Annotated in this window: 17 protein-coding genes; 10 read left to right on the forward strand and 7 right to left on the reverse strand. The window is 64.8% G+C overall.

Translation table 11 applies throughout. The features are described from left to right. Positions 1-271 precede the first annotated feature (271 nt). Both AB4097_RS00270 and AB4097_RS00275 read left to right on the forward strand, forming a co-directional pair. Complete coding sequence (locus AB4097_RS00270) at positions 272-712, forward strand: c-type cytochrome (protein WP_442036073.1); 441 nt, start codon at positions 272-274, stop codon at positions 710-712. 131 nt (positions 713-843) lie between these two features. After that, positions 844-1,662 carry a DUF1194 domain-containing protein gene (locus AB4097_RS00275; RefSeq protein WP_442036075.1) on the forward strand — a complete coding sequence of 273 codons (819 nt, stop codon included), beginning with the start codon at positions 844-846 and terminating at the stop codon, positions 1,660-1,662. A gap of 19 nt (positions 1,663-1,681) precedes the next feature. On the opposite strand, the gene AB4097_RS00280 is transcribed toward AB4097_RS00275, so the two are convergent. After that, positions 1,682-2,104, reverse strand: coding sequence for a GFA family protein (locus tag AB4097_RS00280; RefSeq protein ID WP_442036077.1), 423 nt, complete (start codon positions 2,102-2,104; stop codon positions 1,682-1,684). A 205-nt stretch (positions 2,105-2,309) separates the two neighbouring features. Continuing rightward, positions 2,310-5,123 carry a preprotein translocase subunit SecA gene (secA, locus tag AB4097_RS00285; protein WP_442036079.1) on the reverse strand — a complete coding sequence of 938 codons (2,814 nt, stop codon included), beginning with the start codon at positions 5,121-5,123 and terminating at the stop codon, positions 2,310-2,312. A 249-nt stretch (positions 5,124-5,372) separates the two neighbouring features. On the opposite strand from secA, the gene AB4097_RS00290 reads away from it, so the two are divergent. Further along, on the forward strand, positions 5,373-6,278 hold the full coding sequence (locus tag AB4097_RS00290) for a peptidylprolyl isomerase (RefSeq protein ID WP_442036081.1): 906 nt from the start codon (positions 5,373-5,375) through the stop codon (positions 6,276-6,278). Positions 6,279-6,725: 447 nt separating this feature from the next. Beyond that, positions 6,726-7,967 carry a bifunctional glutamate N-acetyltransferase/amino-acid acetyltransferase ArgJ gene (gene argJ, locus AB4097_RS00295; RefSeq protein WP_442036083.1) on the forward strand — a complete coding sequence of 414 codons (1,242 nt, stop codon included), beginning with the start codon at positions 6,726-6,728 and terminating at the stop codon, positions 7,965-7,967. A 6-nt stretch (positions 7,968-7,973) separates the two neighbouring features. Here argJ and AB4097_RS00300 read toward each other — a convergent pair whose 3' ends face one another. After that, positions 7,974-8,351, reverse strand: coding sequence for a hypothetical protein (locus AB4097_RS00300; protein WP_442036085.1), 378 nt, complete (start codon positions 8,349-8,351; stop codon positions 7,974-7,976). A 157-nt stretch (positions 8,352-8,508) separates the two neighbouring features. Between AB4097_RS00300 and mutT the strand changes: the two genes are divergently transcribed. After that, complete coding sequence (gene mutT / locus AB4097_RS00305) at positions 8,509-8,919, forward strand: 8-oxo-dGTP diphosphatase MutT (protein ID WP_442036087.1); 411 nt, start codon at positions 8,509-8,511, stop codon at positions 8,917-8,919. Between the two features lie 8 nt (positions 8,920-8,927). Then, complete coding sequence (locus tag AB4097_RS00310; RefSeq protein ID WP_442036089.1) at positions 8,928-9,854, forward strand: DMT family transporter; 927 nt, start codon at positions 8,928-8,930, stop codon at positions 9,852-9,854. On the opposite strand, the gene AB4097_RS00315 is transcribed toward AB4097_RS00310, so the two are convergent. The 4 genes from AB4097_RS00315 to AB4097_RS00330 form a co-directional block, all read right to left on the reverse strand. Then, entirely contained in the window at positions 9,838-10,272 is a 435-nt protein-coding gene (locus AB4097_RS00315; protein ID WP_442036091.1) for an acyl-CoA thioesterase, read from the reverse strand. The two genes, AB4097_RS00310 and AB4097_RS00315, sit on opposite strands and share 17 nt — an antisense overlap. An 8-nt stretch (positions 10,273-10,280) precedes the next feature. Next, positions 10,281-11,429 carry an iron-containing alcohol dehydrogenase gene (locus AB4097_RS00320; RefSeq protein WP_442036093.1) on the reverse strand — a complete coding sequence of 383 codons (1,149 nt, stop codon included), beginning with the start codon at positions 11,427-11,429 and terminating at the stop codon, positions 10,281-10,283. A 93-nt stretch (positions 11,430-11,522) separates the two neighbouring features. Then, positions 11,523-11,888, reverse strand: coding sequence for a DUF427 domain-containing protein (locus tag AB4097_RS00325; protein WP_442036095.1), 366 nt, complete (start codon positions 11,886-11,888; stop codon positions 11,523-11,525). 78 nt (positions 11,889-11,966) lie between these two features. Further along, positions 11,967-12,851, reverse strand: a complete 885-nt coding sequence (locus tag AB4097_RS00330) for a methyltransferase domain-containing protein (RefSeq protein WP_442036097.1) — start codon at positions 12,849-12,851, stop codon at positions 11,967-11,969. Positions 12,852-12,972: 121 nt separating this feature from the next. On the opposite strand from AB4097_RS00330, the gene AB4097_RS00335 reads away from it, so the two are divergent. Genes AB4097_RS00335 through AB4097_RS00350 form a run of 4 tightly spaced genes read left to right on the forward strand, consistent with a single transcriptional unit; the run spans position 12,973 to position 15,433 of the window. Continuing rightward, complete coding sequence (locus AB4097_RS00335; protein WP_442036099.1) at positions 12,973-13,755, forward strand: ComF family protein; 783 nt, start codon at positions 12,973-12,975, stop codon at positions 13,753-13,755. 51 nt (positions 13,756-13,806) lie between these two features. Then, positions 13,807-14,064 carry a glutaredoxin 3 gene (grxC, locus tag AB4097_RS00340; RefSeq protein ID WP_442036101.1) on the forward strand — a complete coding sequence of 86 codons (258 nt, stop codon included), beginning with the start codon at positions 13,807-13,809 and terminating at the stop codon, positions 14,062-14,064. 15 nt (positions 14,065-14,079) lie between these two features. Further along, complete coding sequence (locus tag AB4097_RS00345; RefSeq protein WP_442036103.1) at positions 14,080-14,943, forward strand: carbon-nitrogen hydrolase family protein; 864 nt, start codon at positions 14,080-14,082, stop codon at positions 14,941-14,943. A gap of 43 nt (positions 14,944-14,986) precedes the next feature. Continuing rightward, positions 14,987-15,433: a DUF1178 family protein gene (locus AB4097_RS00350; protein ID WP_442036105.1), complete on the forward strand. Its 447-nt coding sequence runs from the start codon at positions 14,987-14,989 to the stop codon at positions 15,431-15,433. The last annotated feature ends 43 nt before the right edge of the window (positions 15,434-15,476 follow it).

Here is a 15,476-nt window from a genome sequence, read left to right on the forward strand (position 1 = left end):
CCGGTCTTCCGCTCCGAACGATGCGCGCTTCAAAGGGAAAAGAGCATCGAATGGATCCGGAAGTGAATTCCACTGCCGGTCGCGATGCTCTGGAGGAGTTGCTGCGGCCTTATGGCATGGCTCGCGCCCGGGGGCGAGCACCCAGGCTCGGGCAAAATGTCAGAGGCTAGGATTGGACTGTTCAGCCGAATAGCCGCGTCTAATCCTCTTTTCCTATGGCTTGGTCCAGGGCGCGAAGACATCCTGTCATTGAGGAGAAAGGATGGTCGCCATGCGAAGGACCGTCATTGCTGCAGTCACCGTGCTGATCGCCAGCGGGCTCGGAGTGCTCGCCCAATCCAACGACCCGGTCGTCCAGCGCCAGAACCTGATGAAGAACAATCAGGAACAGGTCCGCGCTCTCACTGGCATGGCCCGGGGACAGGTCCCGTTCAATGCGGCCACCGCCCAGGCGGCCTTCCAGAGAATTTCCCAGAACGCGCAGCAGATCCCCGGGCTTTTCCCGGCGGGCTCGGATCGCGGCAAGACCGATGCGCTTCCTGCGATCTGGCAACGGAAGGCGGATTTCGACGCCCGTGCGGCCAAGCTCGAGCAGGATGCCAAGGCAGCACAGGCGGGATTTACGGATCAGGCCGGCCTGCAGGCCGTGATCCAGCGGGTCGGCCAGAACTGCGGCGGCTGTCACGAATCCTATCGCCGCAAGGAAAGCTGACGTAACATCCGAAGATCCGAGGGGGCCGGGATCTTCGATCCAGCGCATCGGATCAACCCCAAAAGTGCAGATCCACTTTTGGGTCCGATGTTCGAAGGGGGATCGCCATGCGGTGTCCCGAGACTTCATGGTTGCTCCCCGTTCTCGTGGCGGGGCTTCTGAGCGTCGCTCCGGCCTGGCATCGGGCGCCCGACGAGGTCGACGTCGCCCTCGTGCTGGCCGTCGACATCTCCACCTCCATGGACCCGGACGAGCAGACCCTGCAGCGGCAGGGCTATGTGGAGGCCTTCCGTTCGGGAATGGTGCACCAGGCCATCCGCAGCGGGATGCTGGGGCGCATTGCCGTCACGTATGTGGAATGGGCCGGTGCGCACCCGCATGTCCAGAACGTCATGGTGCCCTGGACCGTTCTGGAAAGTCCGTCGGACAGCTTCGCCTTTGCCGAACGGCTGGCCCACGCCCCCATCCGCCGGGAGGCCGGAACCTCGATCTCGGAAGCCATCGACTTCAGCTTGGCTCTATTCTCCTTCGGGCCCTTCCTGCCCGGACGGCGCGTGATCGATATTTCGGGCGACGGCTCCAACAACCAGGGGCCCCTGGTCACGGAGGCACGCGACCGGGCGGTGGCGCGTGGCATCACGATCAACGGCCTTCCCATCATGCTTCATCGCACCGACCGGCGGGAGGACGCGATGCTCGACGCCTATTACCGTGATTGCGTGATCGGTGGCGTGAGCGCGTTCATGGTGCCGGTGCGGGACCGCGGGCAGTTCCTGACCGAGACGCGCGCCAAGATCGTCCATGAGATCGCGGACACGTCCGAAACCATCGGTCTGGTTCAGCCTGTGGGAAGCGCATCGAAAACCGATTGCGACACGAGCGAAAGCCTGTGGGACGACATCGCCCCCTCACCGCACACGCCCGACAGCTCCGTCGGCCATGAACTCTAAACGTTCGGCTCCCGGTTTCTCACTCGGCCATCGTCTCGCCGGATCCGCCGACTTCGGCCGGAAAGTCCTTCATCTTCGGCAGCCCATCCCGCATAGGCAGCACCGTCTCCGCATAATTGAGATGGACGGCGGGAACGAAGTCGAGGGTCGGGATCGTCGCGGCGAACACGTCGACGAGCCCGATCGTCGGATGGTTGGCCATCAGGTGTCCGCCGCATTTTGAGCAGTATTGCCGCTGGCTGAACGGGGTTTTCTCGAACGTCGCGAGATGCTCGGCGCCGGAGGTGACCCGCACGGCCTCGGGCTTCCACAGGCTGAAGGCATTCACGGGTCCACCGGACCACGAGCGGCAGGATTGGCAATGGCAATAGCCCATGGCCTCCGGCGACCCGCTGACCTCTACCTGGACGGCACCGCAGAAACAGCTTCCGACATGAGACATGGCCCTCTCCTTCGGTTCGGCAGCGGTCGCGCCCGACCGGGCACCGCCCGGAGCCGTGGCACGTGAGTTGCGCCCATTCTACCCCTTGCCGCCGGCGAGATCTGCTGGCGCAACGGAGGTAGAAAGGTGCCTCAGGGCCAAGGTGGTTCAAAGAAAAAGCCCACCGGATTGGGCGGGCTTTCTCACGTCATCTTTAGCGTTTTACTTACGCCACGAACTGCCCGTGGCAGTGCTTGAACTTCTTGCCCGAGCCGCAGGGGCAGGGCTCGTTGCGGCTGACCCGGCCCCAGGTGGAGGGATTGTTCGGGTCGCGCTGAGCGCCCGTAGACGGATCCACGGACGTTGCCGCATAGCCGAGGGCTCCGCCCTCACCGAAGGCCGAGCCCTGGGGCATGTCGAACTCGTTCTCGCCGGTAGCCGGATCGAGATGCTGGGCGAACATGGGCGGGAGGCCCTGCGGCTCCGGCTGCTGGAAGACCACCTGGATGCGCATAAGCTGGCCCGTCACCTGCTCGCGCAGATGGCCGATCAGGCCGTTGAACAGCTCGAACGCCTCGGACTTGTACTCGTTCAGCGGATCGCGCTGGGCCAGGCCGCGCCAGCCGATGACCTGCCGCAGGTGGTCGAGGGTCACGAGGTGCTCGCGCCAGAGGTGATCCAGGCTCTGCAGCAGAACCTGCTTCTCCACGTAGTTCATCACCTCCGACGTGTTGGCCTCGATGCGCTGGGCATAGGCCTCGTCGGCCGCCTTGGTGATGCGCTCGCGGATTTCGTCGTCGGCGATGCCTTCCTCCTTGGCCCATTCCTCGACCGGCAGGTCGAGGTTGAGGAAGTTGAGTGCATTCTGCTTCAAGCCTTCGACGTCCCACTGCTCCGCATAGGCGTTCTCGGGGATGGCACGGGAGACGATGTCCTCGATCACGCCATGACGCATGTCGTCGATGGTCTCGCGAACGCTCTCCTCGGCCATGAACTCCTTGCGCTGCTCGAACACGACCTTGCGCTGGTCGTTCATGACATTGTCGTATTTCAGGATGTTCTTGCGGATGTCGAAGTTGCGCGCCTCGACCTTCGCCTGCGCCCGCTCGATGGCCTTGTTGATCCACGGGTGGATGATGGCCTCGCCTTCCTTCAGGCCGAGCTTCTGCAGCATGCCGTCCATGCGGTCGGAGCCGAAGATGCGCATCAGGTCGTCCTGGAGGGACAGGTAGAACTTGGAGCGGCCCGGATCGCCCTGGCGGCCGGAGCGGCCGCGCAGCTGGTTATCGATGCGGCGGGATTCGTGGCGCTCGGTGCCGAGCACGTAAAGGCCGCCGGCGGCAAGCGCACGCTCCTTGAAGGCCACGACCTCGTCGAGGATCTCCTTCTCGCGGCGGGCGCGTTCCTCGCCCTCGATGCCGACAAGCTCGCGCTCGATGCGCATCTTGGCGTTACCGCCGAGCTGAATATCGGTGCCGCGGCCAGCCATGTTGGTGGCAATCGTGATCGCGCCGGGCACGCCGGCCTGAGCGACGATGAAGGCCTCCTGCTCGTGGAAGCGGGCGTTGAGCACGGCGAAGTGCTTGGTACCCCGGCCCGCCCGTGCGTCGCGGTAGAGGGGTTCGAGCGCCTGCGGGTTCTCGAAGTCGATGAGCTTGTAACCTTCCTGGACCAGAAGCTCGGCCAGATGCTCCGACTTCTCGATGGAGGTGGTGCCGACCAGAATCGGCTGGCCCTTGGCCGAAGCCGCCTCGATATCGCGGATGACCGCCTTGTAGCGCTCCTCGACGGTCCGGTAGACCTCGTCGTCGTCGTCGATACGGGAAACGGGACGGTTGGTCGGGATCTCGACCACTTCGAGGTTGTAGATCTCCAGGAACTCGTCGGCCTCGGTGGCGGCCGTGCCGGTCATGCCGCCGAGCTTGCCGTAGAGGCGGAAATAGTTCTGGAAGGTGATGGACGCCAGCGTCTGGTTCTCGGGCTGGACCTGAACCTTCTCCTTGGCCTCCAGCGCCTGGTGCAGGCCTTCCGAATAGCGGCGGCCCTGCATCATGCGGCCGGTGAACTCGTCGATGATCACCACCTCGCCGTTGCGGACGATGTAGTCCTTGTCGCGCTGGAACAGGGTATGGGCGCGCAGGGCCTGGTTCATGTGGTGGACCAGGGTGGCGTTCTGGGCGTCGTAGAGATCGCCCTCCTTGAGCAGGCCGATCTCCCGCAGCAGCGCCTCGATCTTCTCGGTGCCCTCTTCCGTCAGCGCCACGGAACGCTGCTTCTCGTCGAGCTCGTAATCGCTCTTGTTCAGGCGCGGGATCACCACGTCGATGGCGTTGTAGAGCTCGGAGCGGTCGTCGAGGGGGCCGGAGATGATAAGCGGGGTCCGGGCCTCGTCGACGAGGATCGAGTCCACCTCGTCCACGATGGCGAAGTTGTGGCCCCGCTGGACCATCTGCGCCATCTCGTACTTCATGTTGTCGCGGAGGTAGTCGAAGCCGTATTCGTTGTTGGTCCCGTAGGTGATGTCGGCCGCATAGGCGGCGGCGCGCTCGACATCGTCGAGGCCGTGGACGATCACCCCGACCGAAAGGCCCAGGAAGCGGTAGATCTGGCCCATCCACTCGGAGTCGCGGCGGGCGAGGTAGTCGTTGACCGTCACTACGTGGACGCCCTTGCCGGCAAGGGCGTTCAGATAGACCGGCAGGGTCGCCACCAGGGTCTTGCCCTCGCCCGTGCGCATTTCGGCGATCGAGCCCTCGTGGAGCACCATGCCGCCGATAAGCTGCACGTCGAAATGCCGCTGGCCGAGGGTGCGCTTGGCCGCCTCGCGGACCGTGGCGAAGGCGGGCACCAGGATATCGTCCAGGGTCTTGCCGGCGGCGAGCTGGGCCTTGAAGTCCTCGGTGCGGGCACGGAGCTGCTCGTCGGACAGGGCCTCCAGCTCGGCCTCCATCGCGTTGATGGCCGCTACCTTCGGCCGATAGGACTTCAGACGGCGTTCATTGACCGAGCCGAAGATTTTCTTCGCGAGAGAACCGAACATCGAGAGCCTTCGAAATTCCAGAATGCAGGAGAATGGAGCGTTTGCGCCGCCTTATAGACCTAATTACGCCGGAGCGCATCTTAAAGACCATGACTTTAGTAGCGCAGTCCCGAGCGGCCCGGAGGCCCCTTCAAGACCCCGCGAGCGGCGCTGCTGTGACATAAATATGCCATCACTTGCAAACGTAAACACATTCGGCCATCTGATCGTCGCTGTCCGTGGGCGATCACGCTCACCAGAGGAATCCACATGTCTCGCTCATTCACGTTCCGTAAGAGCCTTCTGACCCTCGGCGTCGCCATGCCGCTCATGGCCGGGGCTGCCCTCGCCCAGACCCCTCCTGCGACCCCGGCCGCGCCTGCGACCTCCCCGGCTGCCGTCCCGGCCGTCGATCCCGCCAAGGTGATCGCCCGCGTCAACGGAGTCGAGATTACGGAAGGGGATCTCGCCATCGCGTCCGAGGATCCGGCTCTCCAGATGCCGAACGTGCCCGAGGAGCAGAAGCGCGAACTGCTGACCGGCTACATGATCGACCTGAAGCTCGGCGCGAAGGCCGCCGAGGCGGCCAAGGTCGGCAGCGGCGCCGAATTCGCCCGCAAGCTCGCCTATAACCGGGACAAGACCCTGCTCGACGAGTATCTCGACCAGGAATCCAAGAAGGCTGTGACCCCCGAGGCCGCCCGCAAGCTCTATGACGAAACGGTCAAGAGCGTGCCGGCCGAGCAGGAGGTCCGCGCCCGCCATATCCTGGTCGAGAACGAGGACGAGGCCAAGAAGATCGCGGTCCGCGTGAAGGGCGGCGAGGATTTCGCCAAGGTGGCCGGAGAGGTCTCGAAGGACCCGGGCTCCAAGACCGATGGCGGCGACCTGGGCTTCTTCACCAAGGACCGCATGGTCGAGCCCTTCGCCGAAGCCGCCTTCAAGCTCGAGCCCGGCCAGATCTCCGATCCGGTGAAGAGCCAGTTCGGCTGGCACGTAATCAAGGTCGAGGAGAAGCGCACCAAGCCGGCCCCGTCCTTCGAGGAAACCAAGGACCAGGTCGAGACGTACCTCGCCCGCAAGGCCCAGCAGGACCTGATCATGGGCCTGCGCAAGAGCGCCAAGATCGAGCGCCTGGACGACAAGGGCAATCTCGTCGAGCAGAAGCAGCCCTAAGGTTTTGGTTCTATTGAGGTTCAAAGGGCGGCCTCAGGGCCGCCCTTTTTGGTTTCTGGATGCTCTCCCACTACGTCATGGCCGGGCTTGTCCCGACCGTCCCGATGAGGTGAAGCGCTGCGCCTCAATAAGTCGGGTCACCGGCGCAAGGCCGGTGATGACGTGAAGGAGGTGAGGAGCCTAACCAATGTCACTTGTTGTGCCGCCCCATCCGGCTCGGATCGACATCGAGATCGCTGCGTGGGCGCTCCTGGGGTTGAGTCTTGGGGTGTTCGCCCATCATCAAAGCCTCCATCGCTTGCAGACCGGGTCAACGAGGACACACTCCCGGCGTTCCGTGCCCAGGCCGGTCACGCCCTTGCAGCTTTGACTTGACAAAAAGCCTTAAAAAACCACAGGTCGCCTTTCCTAAACGGTATTCCATACGCTCACCCTGAGACCTTCTCCATGTCCAAGTCCGTGTCTCCCCTCGCGCCCAAATCGTTTCCGGCGCTTCCCGCCATCGACGGCGTCAGGATTGCGACGGCGGAGGCCGGCATCCGGTACAAGAACCGAACCGACGTTCTGTATGTGACGCTGCCCAAGGACACGACCGTGGCGGGGGTCTTCACCCGTTCCAAATGCCCTTCGGCGCCCGTCGATTGGTGCCGTAAGAATCTGGCCAAGGGCACAGCCCGGGCGCTTGTGGTCAACTCCGGCAATGCCAATGCCTTCACGGGCAAAAAGGGCGCTGAAGCGGTCAAGCTCACGGCCGACATCGCCGCCGAGGCGGCAGGCTGCCGGGCGTCCCAGGTTTTTATCGCCTCCACGGGCGTGATCGGCGAGCCGCTCGATGCGACGAAGTTCGAGAACGTGCTCACAGCCTGCGAGAAGAAGGCGAAGCCCACGGCCTGGCTCGATGCCGCCAAGGCGATCATGACCACCGACACCTTCCCCAAGGTGGCGACCCGCACGGCCACCATCGGTGGCGTCGAGGTGACGATCAACGGGATCGCCAAGGGCGCGGGCATGATCGCGCCCGACATGGCGACCATGTTGTCCTTCATCTTCACCGACGCGCCCATCGCCGCCTCGGTGCTGCAGGCGCTCCTGAAGAAGGGCGCCGACAAGAGTTTCAATTGCGTGACCGTGGACAGCGACACATCCACGTCCGACACCCTGCTCTTCTTCGCGACCGGCGCGGCCGCCGCCAAGGGCGCGCCGGCGATCTCCCTGCCGAGCGATAGGCGCCTGAAGGAGTTCCGCGGCGCCCTGGAAAGCCTGCTGACCGACCTCGCCCAGCAGGTCGCCCGCGACGGTGAAGGCGCGCGCAAGTTCGTGACCGTGAAGGTGACCGGCGCCACGGGCGCCACCTCGGCCAAGCGGATCGCCATGGCGATCGCCAATTCGCCCCTGGTGAAGACGGCAGTGGCCGGTGAGGACGCCAATTGGGGCCGCGTGGTCATGGCCGTCGGCAAGGCCGGCGAACCGGCCGAGCGCGACAAGCTCGCGATCTGGTTCGGCGACATCCGCGTCGCCGTCAAAGGCGCCCGCGATCCGGATTACGACGAGGCCAGGACGACCGCCTACATGAAGGGCGACGAGATCACGATCCGCGTCGACCTCGGTCTCGGCCGCGGCGAAGCCACCGCCTGGACCTGCGACCTCACCAAGGCCTATGTGGAGATCAACGGCGATTACCGGAGTTGATCCCGCTCACGGAACGACGGTGACCTTGCGCTTGATGGTGATTCGCATCGGGCCGCCATATTGGCTCATGCCGATGAACGTGTAGGCGAACTCGTCCGGTCCCTGATAGCCGGGCTTGGCCATGTAATAAGGCTTGAGACCATCGACTCCAGCCCTGCCGGTCTTAGGCTTCTGGGAGATTATCGTTTCGTTGAGGGCCCCCGGAATACCGTTGAGGCCGAAAACACATCCCTTGCCGGATTTTACGGTCAACTCGCCCTCGATGTCGGCCAACTCACCGTTGAAATAGATCGGAGGACCTGAGCAGTCCTGTGCCTGTGCTAAGCCTGTTCCGAGGACGCAAACGAGTGCGGCATAAGCCGTTATGCATAGTGACTGGATCATGAAAGCCCCTGGAGAACGGTTGCATTGCCAACCGGAATTATTTCTTCAGGTTGCGTTTCAAAGTTACAATTGTCAAGCTATGTGAAACCAGTTCGCTTTGGGGCCGAAGCAGGTTATGAGAGCGGCCTTGCTCCACACACAGGCGCCCTGAACACCCGTGCCCCCGCTCAAACTCACCCTCGTCGTCGCCGTCGCCCTGATCGACACGGATGACCGGATTCTTCTGGCGCAGCGTCCTGAAGGAAAGCAACTCGCCGGTCTCTGGGAGTTTCCCGGCGGCAAGGTGGAGCCGGGCGAGCGGCCGGAGGAGACGCTGATCCGCGAGCTGCGCGAGGAGCTCGGCATTACTGTAAAGGAGCCCTGCCTCGCCCCCCTGACCTTCGCGAGCCACCCTTATGAAACCTTCCACCTGCTCATGCCGCTTTACATCTGCCGGCGCTGGGAGGGCTTCGTGCAGCCGCTCGAAGGGCAGGCCCTGAAATGGGTCAAGGCCCAGGAGCTGCGCAGCTATCCCATGCCGCCCGCCGACGAGCCGCTGATCCCGTTCCTCGTCGATCTTCTGGTCTGAGGTCGCGCATGTCCGCCGCATCTGGGGAAGTCGCCGTGCTCCCCGCAGCTCCGACCCCGGTCTTCATGGCGACAAATCTCCTCGCCTGCTCGATGCTGTGGTCCACCTCGTTCCTGTTCATCAAGCTGAGCGGAAGCATCAACCCCTTCGTATTGGCCTCGATCCGCGGTCTCATCGGCGCATCCGCCCTCGCCCTGTGGTTCGTCGTGCAGGCCAAGAGCTTCCGTCCCGACAATGGCCAGTGGCACCATTGGGTGGTCCTCGGCGCCCTCAACGGCTGGATTCCGAACGTCCTTGTGGCGCATGCGCTGACCCAGATCGGAACCGCGCCGGCGGCCATGATCCAGGCCTCGGGGCCGCTTATCGTCGCGGCTCTGTCGCACCTGCTCTACGCGGACGAGCGACTGACCCCGCGGCGCTTCGTGGGCGTCGTCGTCGGCCTTGCGGGCATGGGCATTCTCATCGGACCCGCGGCCCTGCCGAACAGCGGCATCAGCCCCTGGGGAGCACTGACCATGGTGGCGACCGCCCTCAGCTATGCCGCCGCGAACCTCTATGTCCGCTCGATCAGGCATGCGGATCCAGCCCGCCTCGCTCTCGGCCAGCAGATCTGCTCCGGCATCCCTGCGACCGCGCTGGCGCTCGTCGTCGCAGGCCCTTCCGCCTTCGCTGCGGTGCCGGGCAGCGCAGCCTCGCTGCTGGCGCTCGGCATCGTCTCGACCGCCCTGCCGATCCTGCTCTTCATGCGGCTCATCCGCCGCGCCGGTCCCACCAGGGCCTCGATGGTCGGCTATCTCCAGCCGGTCTGGACCGCGGTCCTCGCCGTCCTGTTCCTCGGCGAGAGCATCGGCCTGCGCGAACTCACCGGGGGGGCCGTGGTGCTGACGGGCGTGGCGCTCGTGTCTTTCAGCGGACGGCTCAAAGCAATTCGCTGAGCAGGGCACGCGTGTCGGGCGGAATCTCCACCGGGCGCTGGGTGGCACGGTCCACATAGACATGGACGAAGTGCCCTTGGGCCGCGGCCTGCTCGGCGCCGCTTCTGAAGATCCCGATGCGATAGCGCACCGAGGAACGGCCGAGATGCGTGACGGCAATGCCCGCCTCCAGCGCCTCGGGAAAGGCGACGCTCTCGAAATAGGTGCAGCCCGATTCCACCACGAGGCCGATGACGGGGCTCTCGGCGATGGCAAGCAGACCTCTCTCGACGAGCCATCCGTTCACGGCAGAGTCGAAATACGAGTAGTAATGCACGTTGTTCACGTGCCCATAGGCGTCGTTGTCCATCCAACGGGTCGCGATGGGTCGAAAGAGCCTGAAGGCGGAGCGGTCGGGGCGCGTCGGGCGGTCTGGCATGCGGATCGTCACCAGGCCGCTTCATAGATGGCGCGCGCATCGTCGAGGGTAAGCGGCCGCGGATTGTTCACGAGAAGCCGTGTCTGCTTCATGGCATCCTCGGCCATCATCGGCACGGCCTCCCGGGGAATGCCCACGTCGCGCAGGCGCGGCTGGAGGCCGACTTTCGTGCACAAGGCGGCAAGCGATTCCACGAAAGCCGCACCGGTCGCACGACCCTCGAGTTCCGGGAAAGCATGGGGCGCAAGCTCCGCATAGGCTGCCTCGCAGGCGCTCGCGTTGAAGCGCAGCACATGCGACAGGACGAGCGCATTGGAGAGCCCATGCGGCACGCCGAAATGCCCGCCGATGGGGTAGGCCAGCGCGTGAACGGCGGCCACGGGCGAATTGGCGAAGGCCTGCCCTGCAAGCATGGATCCGAGCAGCATCGCGGAGCGCGCCTCGATGTCATGGCCGTGATGCACCGCACGCTCGATGTTGCGGCCGAGCAGGCGCAAGGCCTCCTTCGCCAGCGCCTGCGAGACCGGATTGTTGTTGGGGTTGGTCGAGGTATAGGCTTCGATGGCGTGAACCATCGCGTCGATGCCGGTCGCCGCCGTCACGTGGGGCGGCAGGTTCACGGTGAGGTCCGGATCGAGCAGCGCGATGTCGGGAATGATGAGCGGCGAGACGACACCCTTCTTCTCGTGCGCGCCAGTGGTGACGATCGAAATCGGCGTCACCTCCGATCCCGTTCCAGCCGTCGTGGGAACGGCGAGGAGCGGCAGCCGGGGCCCCTTCGCGATGCCGACGCCGTAGATCTCCGGAAGGCTCTCATCGCTTGCCGCAAGCAATGCCACGAGCTTCGCCACGTCGATGGAGGAGCCGCCGCCGAATCCGATCACGGCCCGCGCCTCGAAATCCCTGGCCTTCGCCACGGCGGCCAGCACCACGTCCTCGGGCGGGTCGGCCACGACCGCGTCGAAGACGTCGACCGCGATGCCTGCCTCCTCCAGAACCTGGAGTGCGGGCGCGATCAGCCCGGCTTTCACGAGGCCTGCATCGGTCGCCACGAGCACACGGGGACCGAGGCGCTGGGCTGCGATCTCGCCCAGGCGCGCGATGCTGCCGGAGCCGACGATGAGCGAGGGTGCGGTGTTGAAGGTGAACGGCGACATGGACTGTCCCAAGAGTGGGTTCCTTTGCGCCAAGAGTGCCTCGGGCCGAGGGGGCCAGCAACCCGCCTCCGCTTCAACCATTAGGACAAGAGGCTAATCCTGGAATTCCTCGATGGCATCGACCTTCTCCGGATAGAAGGCCAGATGCTCCTTGATGGCGGCAACGGCGGGAGCAGGCTCCTCGTAGCTCCAGGCCGCATTCTCCCGCACGAGCCCACCGCCGTTCACGGTGAAATACGACGCGTCGCCTTTATAGGGGCAATGGGTCCTGTGCTCGGTGGAATCCAGCAAGTCCATCCGCACATCCTCGCGGGGGATGTAATGCACGGGCGGAAGAGTGGCTTCCTGCAAGGTCAGACCCTTCGTCGTTTCGGCGACGATGAAGCCGCCGAGCATGACCCGGATGCGGTGCGGATTCTTCGTAATCGTGATCGGATGGTCCGGGCCGGGCTCTTTCATGGGTTCACCGCTTTCCAGAGAGGTCGTCTCAAGAAACAAGATAGGGCACCCCGGTTGCGGCCCAAGACGGAATGAGAATCACTTCTTGTCGGGCCGGGGCACGGGGGCTCCCTCCTGCACGCCCAGGGCATCGGCCAGACGGGTCTTGGCGGAGCCGGGACGCAGGGGCTTCTGCTGGCTTTCATGCGGAGTCCAGCCGGAGAGCCAGACGATCTCGAAGGTTGCCGGAATGCGGCCATCCGCATCGCCGAAGCGCTCCGCATAGATCTCGGCCGCCCGCATCAGGGTCGCGCGCCGCAGCGGTGTCTTCCGGCGGTCATGCAGGGCATTGGTCAGGCCCATTCGGCGCAGATCCCGCATGAGCGCGAAGGCATTGGCATAACGTACCCGTACCGTGTCCGTATCGGTGACCGGCAGGGAAAAACCCGCGCGCTGCAACAGGCCTCCAATATCGCGCAGGTCGGCGAACGGTGCCACGCGGGGGCTCACGCCGCCCTCGATCTCCGCCTCGGCCTGGGTCAGGGATTGACGCAGCTCCGTCAGGGTCGAACCGCCCAGAAGCGCGCCGATGAAGAGGCCGTCGGCTTTCAGCGCCCGGCGGATCTGGATGAGAGAGCCCGGCAGATCGTTCACGGCATGCAGGGCCAGGAGCGACACCGCGAGGTCGAAGCGCTCGCCCGAGAACGGCAGGCGCTCTTCGTCTCCGAGAATGCTGCCCCGCTCCGGTACCGGCGACAGGCGGACGACGGTCTCCACGTGCCCGCTCCGGCGCAGGGCGTCGGCGGCTATGGGTGCCGGCGTGCCCACATCGAGCGCGAGGGCAAAGCTCCGCAGCACCGTGGAAAGCCGCTCCTCCAGATCCTCGACGGCCCGAACAAGGAGAAAATCGGCATAACCCTGGCTCAGGGCGCGGGCCAGGCGGCGGCGGACGAGGGGACGGTCGAAGACGAAGGGCGTGGTCATGAGGCGCTCGATATGGCGTGCGCGGAGCTAAGAACCAAGGATTTTTTCGGGATGACACGGGGGCATCTCCCCAGGCATCTGCCTCCTCGCCCTCCAACTCACCTTCCGCTAAGCTTCGCCCATGAGCGAACCCGCCGAAGTCGAGCCGATCCCGCTGAGCGCCCGCTTCCGGGCGGGAGCGAGGGACGCATGGCACTCGGCCATCGGTCTCATCTATCCGCCGACCTGCATTGCCTGTCAGGCGGCCACCGGCGAGCCGCACACCCTGTGCGCCGCCTGCTGGTCTCAGGTTCGCTTCATCGAGCGGCCCTTCTGCGAGCGGCTGGGAACGCCCTTTGCCGTCGATCTCGGCCAGCCGCTCCTCTCGCCTGCCGCCATCGCGGACCCGCCGGTCTTTCAGCGCGCGCGGGCGGTGGCGGAATATGACGGTACGGCGAGCCTGCTCGTGCACCGGCTGAAATACAACGACCGCCTGGAGCTCGCCCGCGCGCTGGGCGGCATGATGGCCCGGGCCGGCGCGGAGCTTCTCGCGGAGGCGGACGTGATCGTGCCGGTGCCCCTGCATCGCTGGCGGTTGTGGCGGCGGCGGTTCAATCAGGCGATGGCTCTGGCCAGGATCGTCTCAGTGGAGAGCCGCGTGGTCTGCGACCCGTTCCTGCTCGCCCGTATCAAGCACACCCGACGTCAGGTGGGGCTCACCAAGGCGCAGCGGCAGGAGAACCTCCAGGGAGCCTTCCGGGTGCCCCTGGACGCCAGACCCAGGCTCAAAGGCAAGCGGGTGGTCCTCATCGACGACGTGCTGACCACCGGCTCCACGGCCAATGCGGCTTCGCGAGCGCTCCTGCGCGGAGGCGCGGCCTCGGTGGATATTCTGGCCTTCGCCAGAGTTGTCCAGGAGTTGTGAAGGCAGCCTAAGTCTTCCTATATGCTCGCCAACAAAGGAGAATCTCCCGTCATGCCGTCCATCACGATCTATACTAAGAGCTGGTGCCCCTATTGCTCGGCCGCCAAGAAGCTTCTCACCGAGAAAGGCGTCGCCTTCACCGAGATCGACATCGAGAAGAAGCCCGAAGCCCGCGCGGAGATGATCCAGAGGGCGAACGGCCGCTCCACCGTCCCGCAGATTTTCATCGGTGAAAAGCATGTCGGCGGCTGCGATGACCTGTATGCTCTTGATGACAGGGGCCAGCTTGAGCCTTTATTGCAGGCCTGACGGAGACCAGACTTTATGACTTCGACCCGCTTCACCGCCGCCTGCGTCCAGATGCGTTCCGGGCGTGATGTCCTCAAGAACCGCGACGATGCGGTTGCGCTCGTGCGCGAGGCCGCCGCCCAAGGCGCCCACTTTGCCCAGACGCCGGAGATGACGTCCCTCGTCTGCCGCGACCAGGCGGAGCTCTTCGACAAGGTCGGGCCGGAGGCGCAGGATCCGGTGCTGGCGGCCCTGCGCGAGGTGGCGCGGGAGAAGGGCATCGTGGTTCAGATCGGTTCGATTGCCGTTAAGGAAGGCGACAAGGTCGCCAACCGCGCTTTCCTGATCGATCGAGACGGCGAGGTCATCGCCTCCTACGACAAGATCCACCTCTATGACGTGGACCTGCCGAACGGCGAGAGCTGGCGCGAATCGGCCACCTACACGGGCGGTGCCTCGGCCGTCGCGGCCGAGACGCCCTGGGGCTATCTCGGCATGACGATCTGCTACGACGTGCGTTTCGCCGCCCTCTACAAGGCGCTGGCCGACAACGGAGCCTCGTTCCTCTCGGCCCCGGCCGCGTTCACCAAGCAGACCGGCGAGGCACACTGGCACGTGCTGCATCGGGCACGGGCCATCGAGACCGGCTCCTTCATGATCTCGGCCGCTCAGGGCGGCCTGCATGAGGACGGCCGCGAGACCTTCGGGCACTCGGTCATCATCGACCCCTGGGGCCGGGTGCTGGCGGAAGGCGGCACGGAACCCGGCGTATTCCTGGCCGAGATCGACACCGCGCTCGTCACGGAAGTGCGCGGCCGTATCCCGACCCTCAAGAACGCCCGGCCCTTCAAGGTCGAGGTCGTTCCTGCCATCGAGACGGATCGGGCGGCGAGCGCCTGACCCCTTCCCTTTCAGAGCCTGAATCCTTAAGTCTCCCCAGGACATGATCAAGTATGCCTTGGCCTGCGAGCAGGCCCACGAGTTCGAGAGCTGGTTTCCGTCGAGTGAGGCGTTCGAGATGCAGCGCAAGCGCGGCTTCGTGACCTGCCCGTTCTGCAACTCGGTCAAGGTCGAGAAGCAGATCATGGCCCCGTCCGTGGCGCGGACGGACAAGCCCCCTAAAGCGCAAGCCCCGGAGGCTCAGCCCGTTGCCATCCTGTCGGAGCGTGAGCGGGAATTGCGGGCTGCCTTGCGGTCCCTGCGCGAGCACGTGATGAAGAATGCCGAGGATGTCGGCAAAGGCTTCGTCGAGGAAGCGCGCAAGATGCATTATGGCGAAACGGAAGAGCGCTCGATCTATGGCGAAGCCGATCTTGCCGAGGCAAAGGCTCTGCTCGACGAAGGCATCGACGTGCTCCACCTGCCCGTCGTGCCGGACGACCGGAACTAGGCAGTTCAGCCTTATTCGCCCTCGGCATGCAAGGAGATCGCTT

Source organism: Microvirga sp. 2MCAF35, assembly GCF_052115545.1.
Taxonomy (GTDB): domain Bacteria; phylum Pseudomonadota; class Alphaproteobacteria; order Rhizobiales; family Beijerinckiaceae; genus Microvirga.

Excerpts from the sequence above, each read along its gene's own strand:
- argJ (WP_442036083.1), top strand. The coding sequence starts at position 6,726 with ATGTCCAAGTCCGTGTCTCCCCTCGCGCCCAAATCGTTTCCGGCGCTT.
- AB4097_RS00270 (WP_442036073.1), top strand. The coding sequence starts at position 272 with ATGCGAAGGACCGTCATTGCTGCAGTCACCGTGCTGATCGCCAGCGGG.
- AB4097_RS00290 (WP_442036081.1), top strand. The coding sequence starts at position 5,373 with ATGTCTCGCTCATTCACGTTCCGTAAGAGCCTTCTGACCCTCGGCGTC.
- AB4097_RS00330 (WP_442036097.1), bottom strand. The coding sequence starts at position 12,851 with ATGACCACGCCCTTCGTCTTCGACCGTCCCCTCGTCCGCCGCCGCCTG.
- AB4097_RS00320 (WP_442036093.1), bottom strand. The coding sequence starts at position 11,429 with ATGTCGCCGTTCACCTTCAACACCGCACCCTCGCTCATCGTCGGCTCC.
- AB4097_RS00325 (WP_442036095.1), bottom strand. The coding sequence starts at position 11,888 with ATGAAAGAGCCCGGCCCGGACCATCCGATCACGATTACGAAGAATCCG.
- secA (WP_442036079.1), bottom strand. The coding sequence starts at position 5,123 with ATGTTCGGTTCTCTCGCGAAGAAAATCTTCGGCTCGGTCAATGAACGC.
- AB4097_RS00310 (WP_442036089.1), top strand. The coding sequence starts at position 8,928 with ATGTCCGCCGCATCTGGGGAAGTCGCCGTGCTCCCCGCAGCTCCGACC.
- grxC (WP_442036101.1), top strand. The coding sequence starts at position 13,807 with ATGCCGTCCATCACGATCTATACTAAGAGCTGGTGCCCCTATTGCTCG.
- AB4097_RS00280 (WP_442036077.1), bottom strand. The coding sequence starts at position 2,104 with ATGTCTCATGTCGGAAGCTGTTTCTGCGGTGCCGTCCAGGTAGAGGTC.
- AB4097_RS00335 (WP_442036099.1), top strand. The coding sequence starts at position 12,973 with ATGAGCGAACCCGCCGAAGTCGAGCCGATCCCGCTGAGCGCCCGCTTC.
- AB4097_RS00350 (WP_442036105.1), top strand. The coding sequence starts at position 14,987 with ATGATCAAGTATGCCTTGGCCTGCGAGCAGGCCCACGAGTTCGAGAGC.
- AB4097_RS00315 (WP_442036091.1), bottom strand. The coding sequence starts at position 10,272 with ATGCCAGACCGCCCGACGCGCCCCGACCGCTCCGCCTTCAGGCTCTTT.
- AB4097_RS00345 (WP_442036103.1), top strand. The coding sequence starts at position 14,080 with ATGACTTCGACCCGCTTCACCGCCGCCTGCGTCCAGATGCGTTCCGGG.
- AB4097_RS00300 (WP_442036085.1), bottom strand. The coding sequence starts at position 8,351 with ATGATCCAGTCACTATGCATAACGGCTTATGCCGCACTCGTTTGCGTC.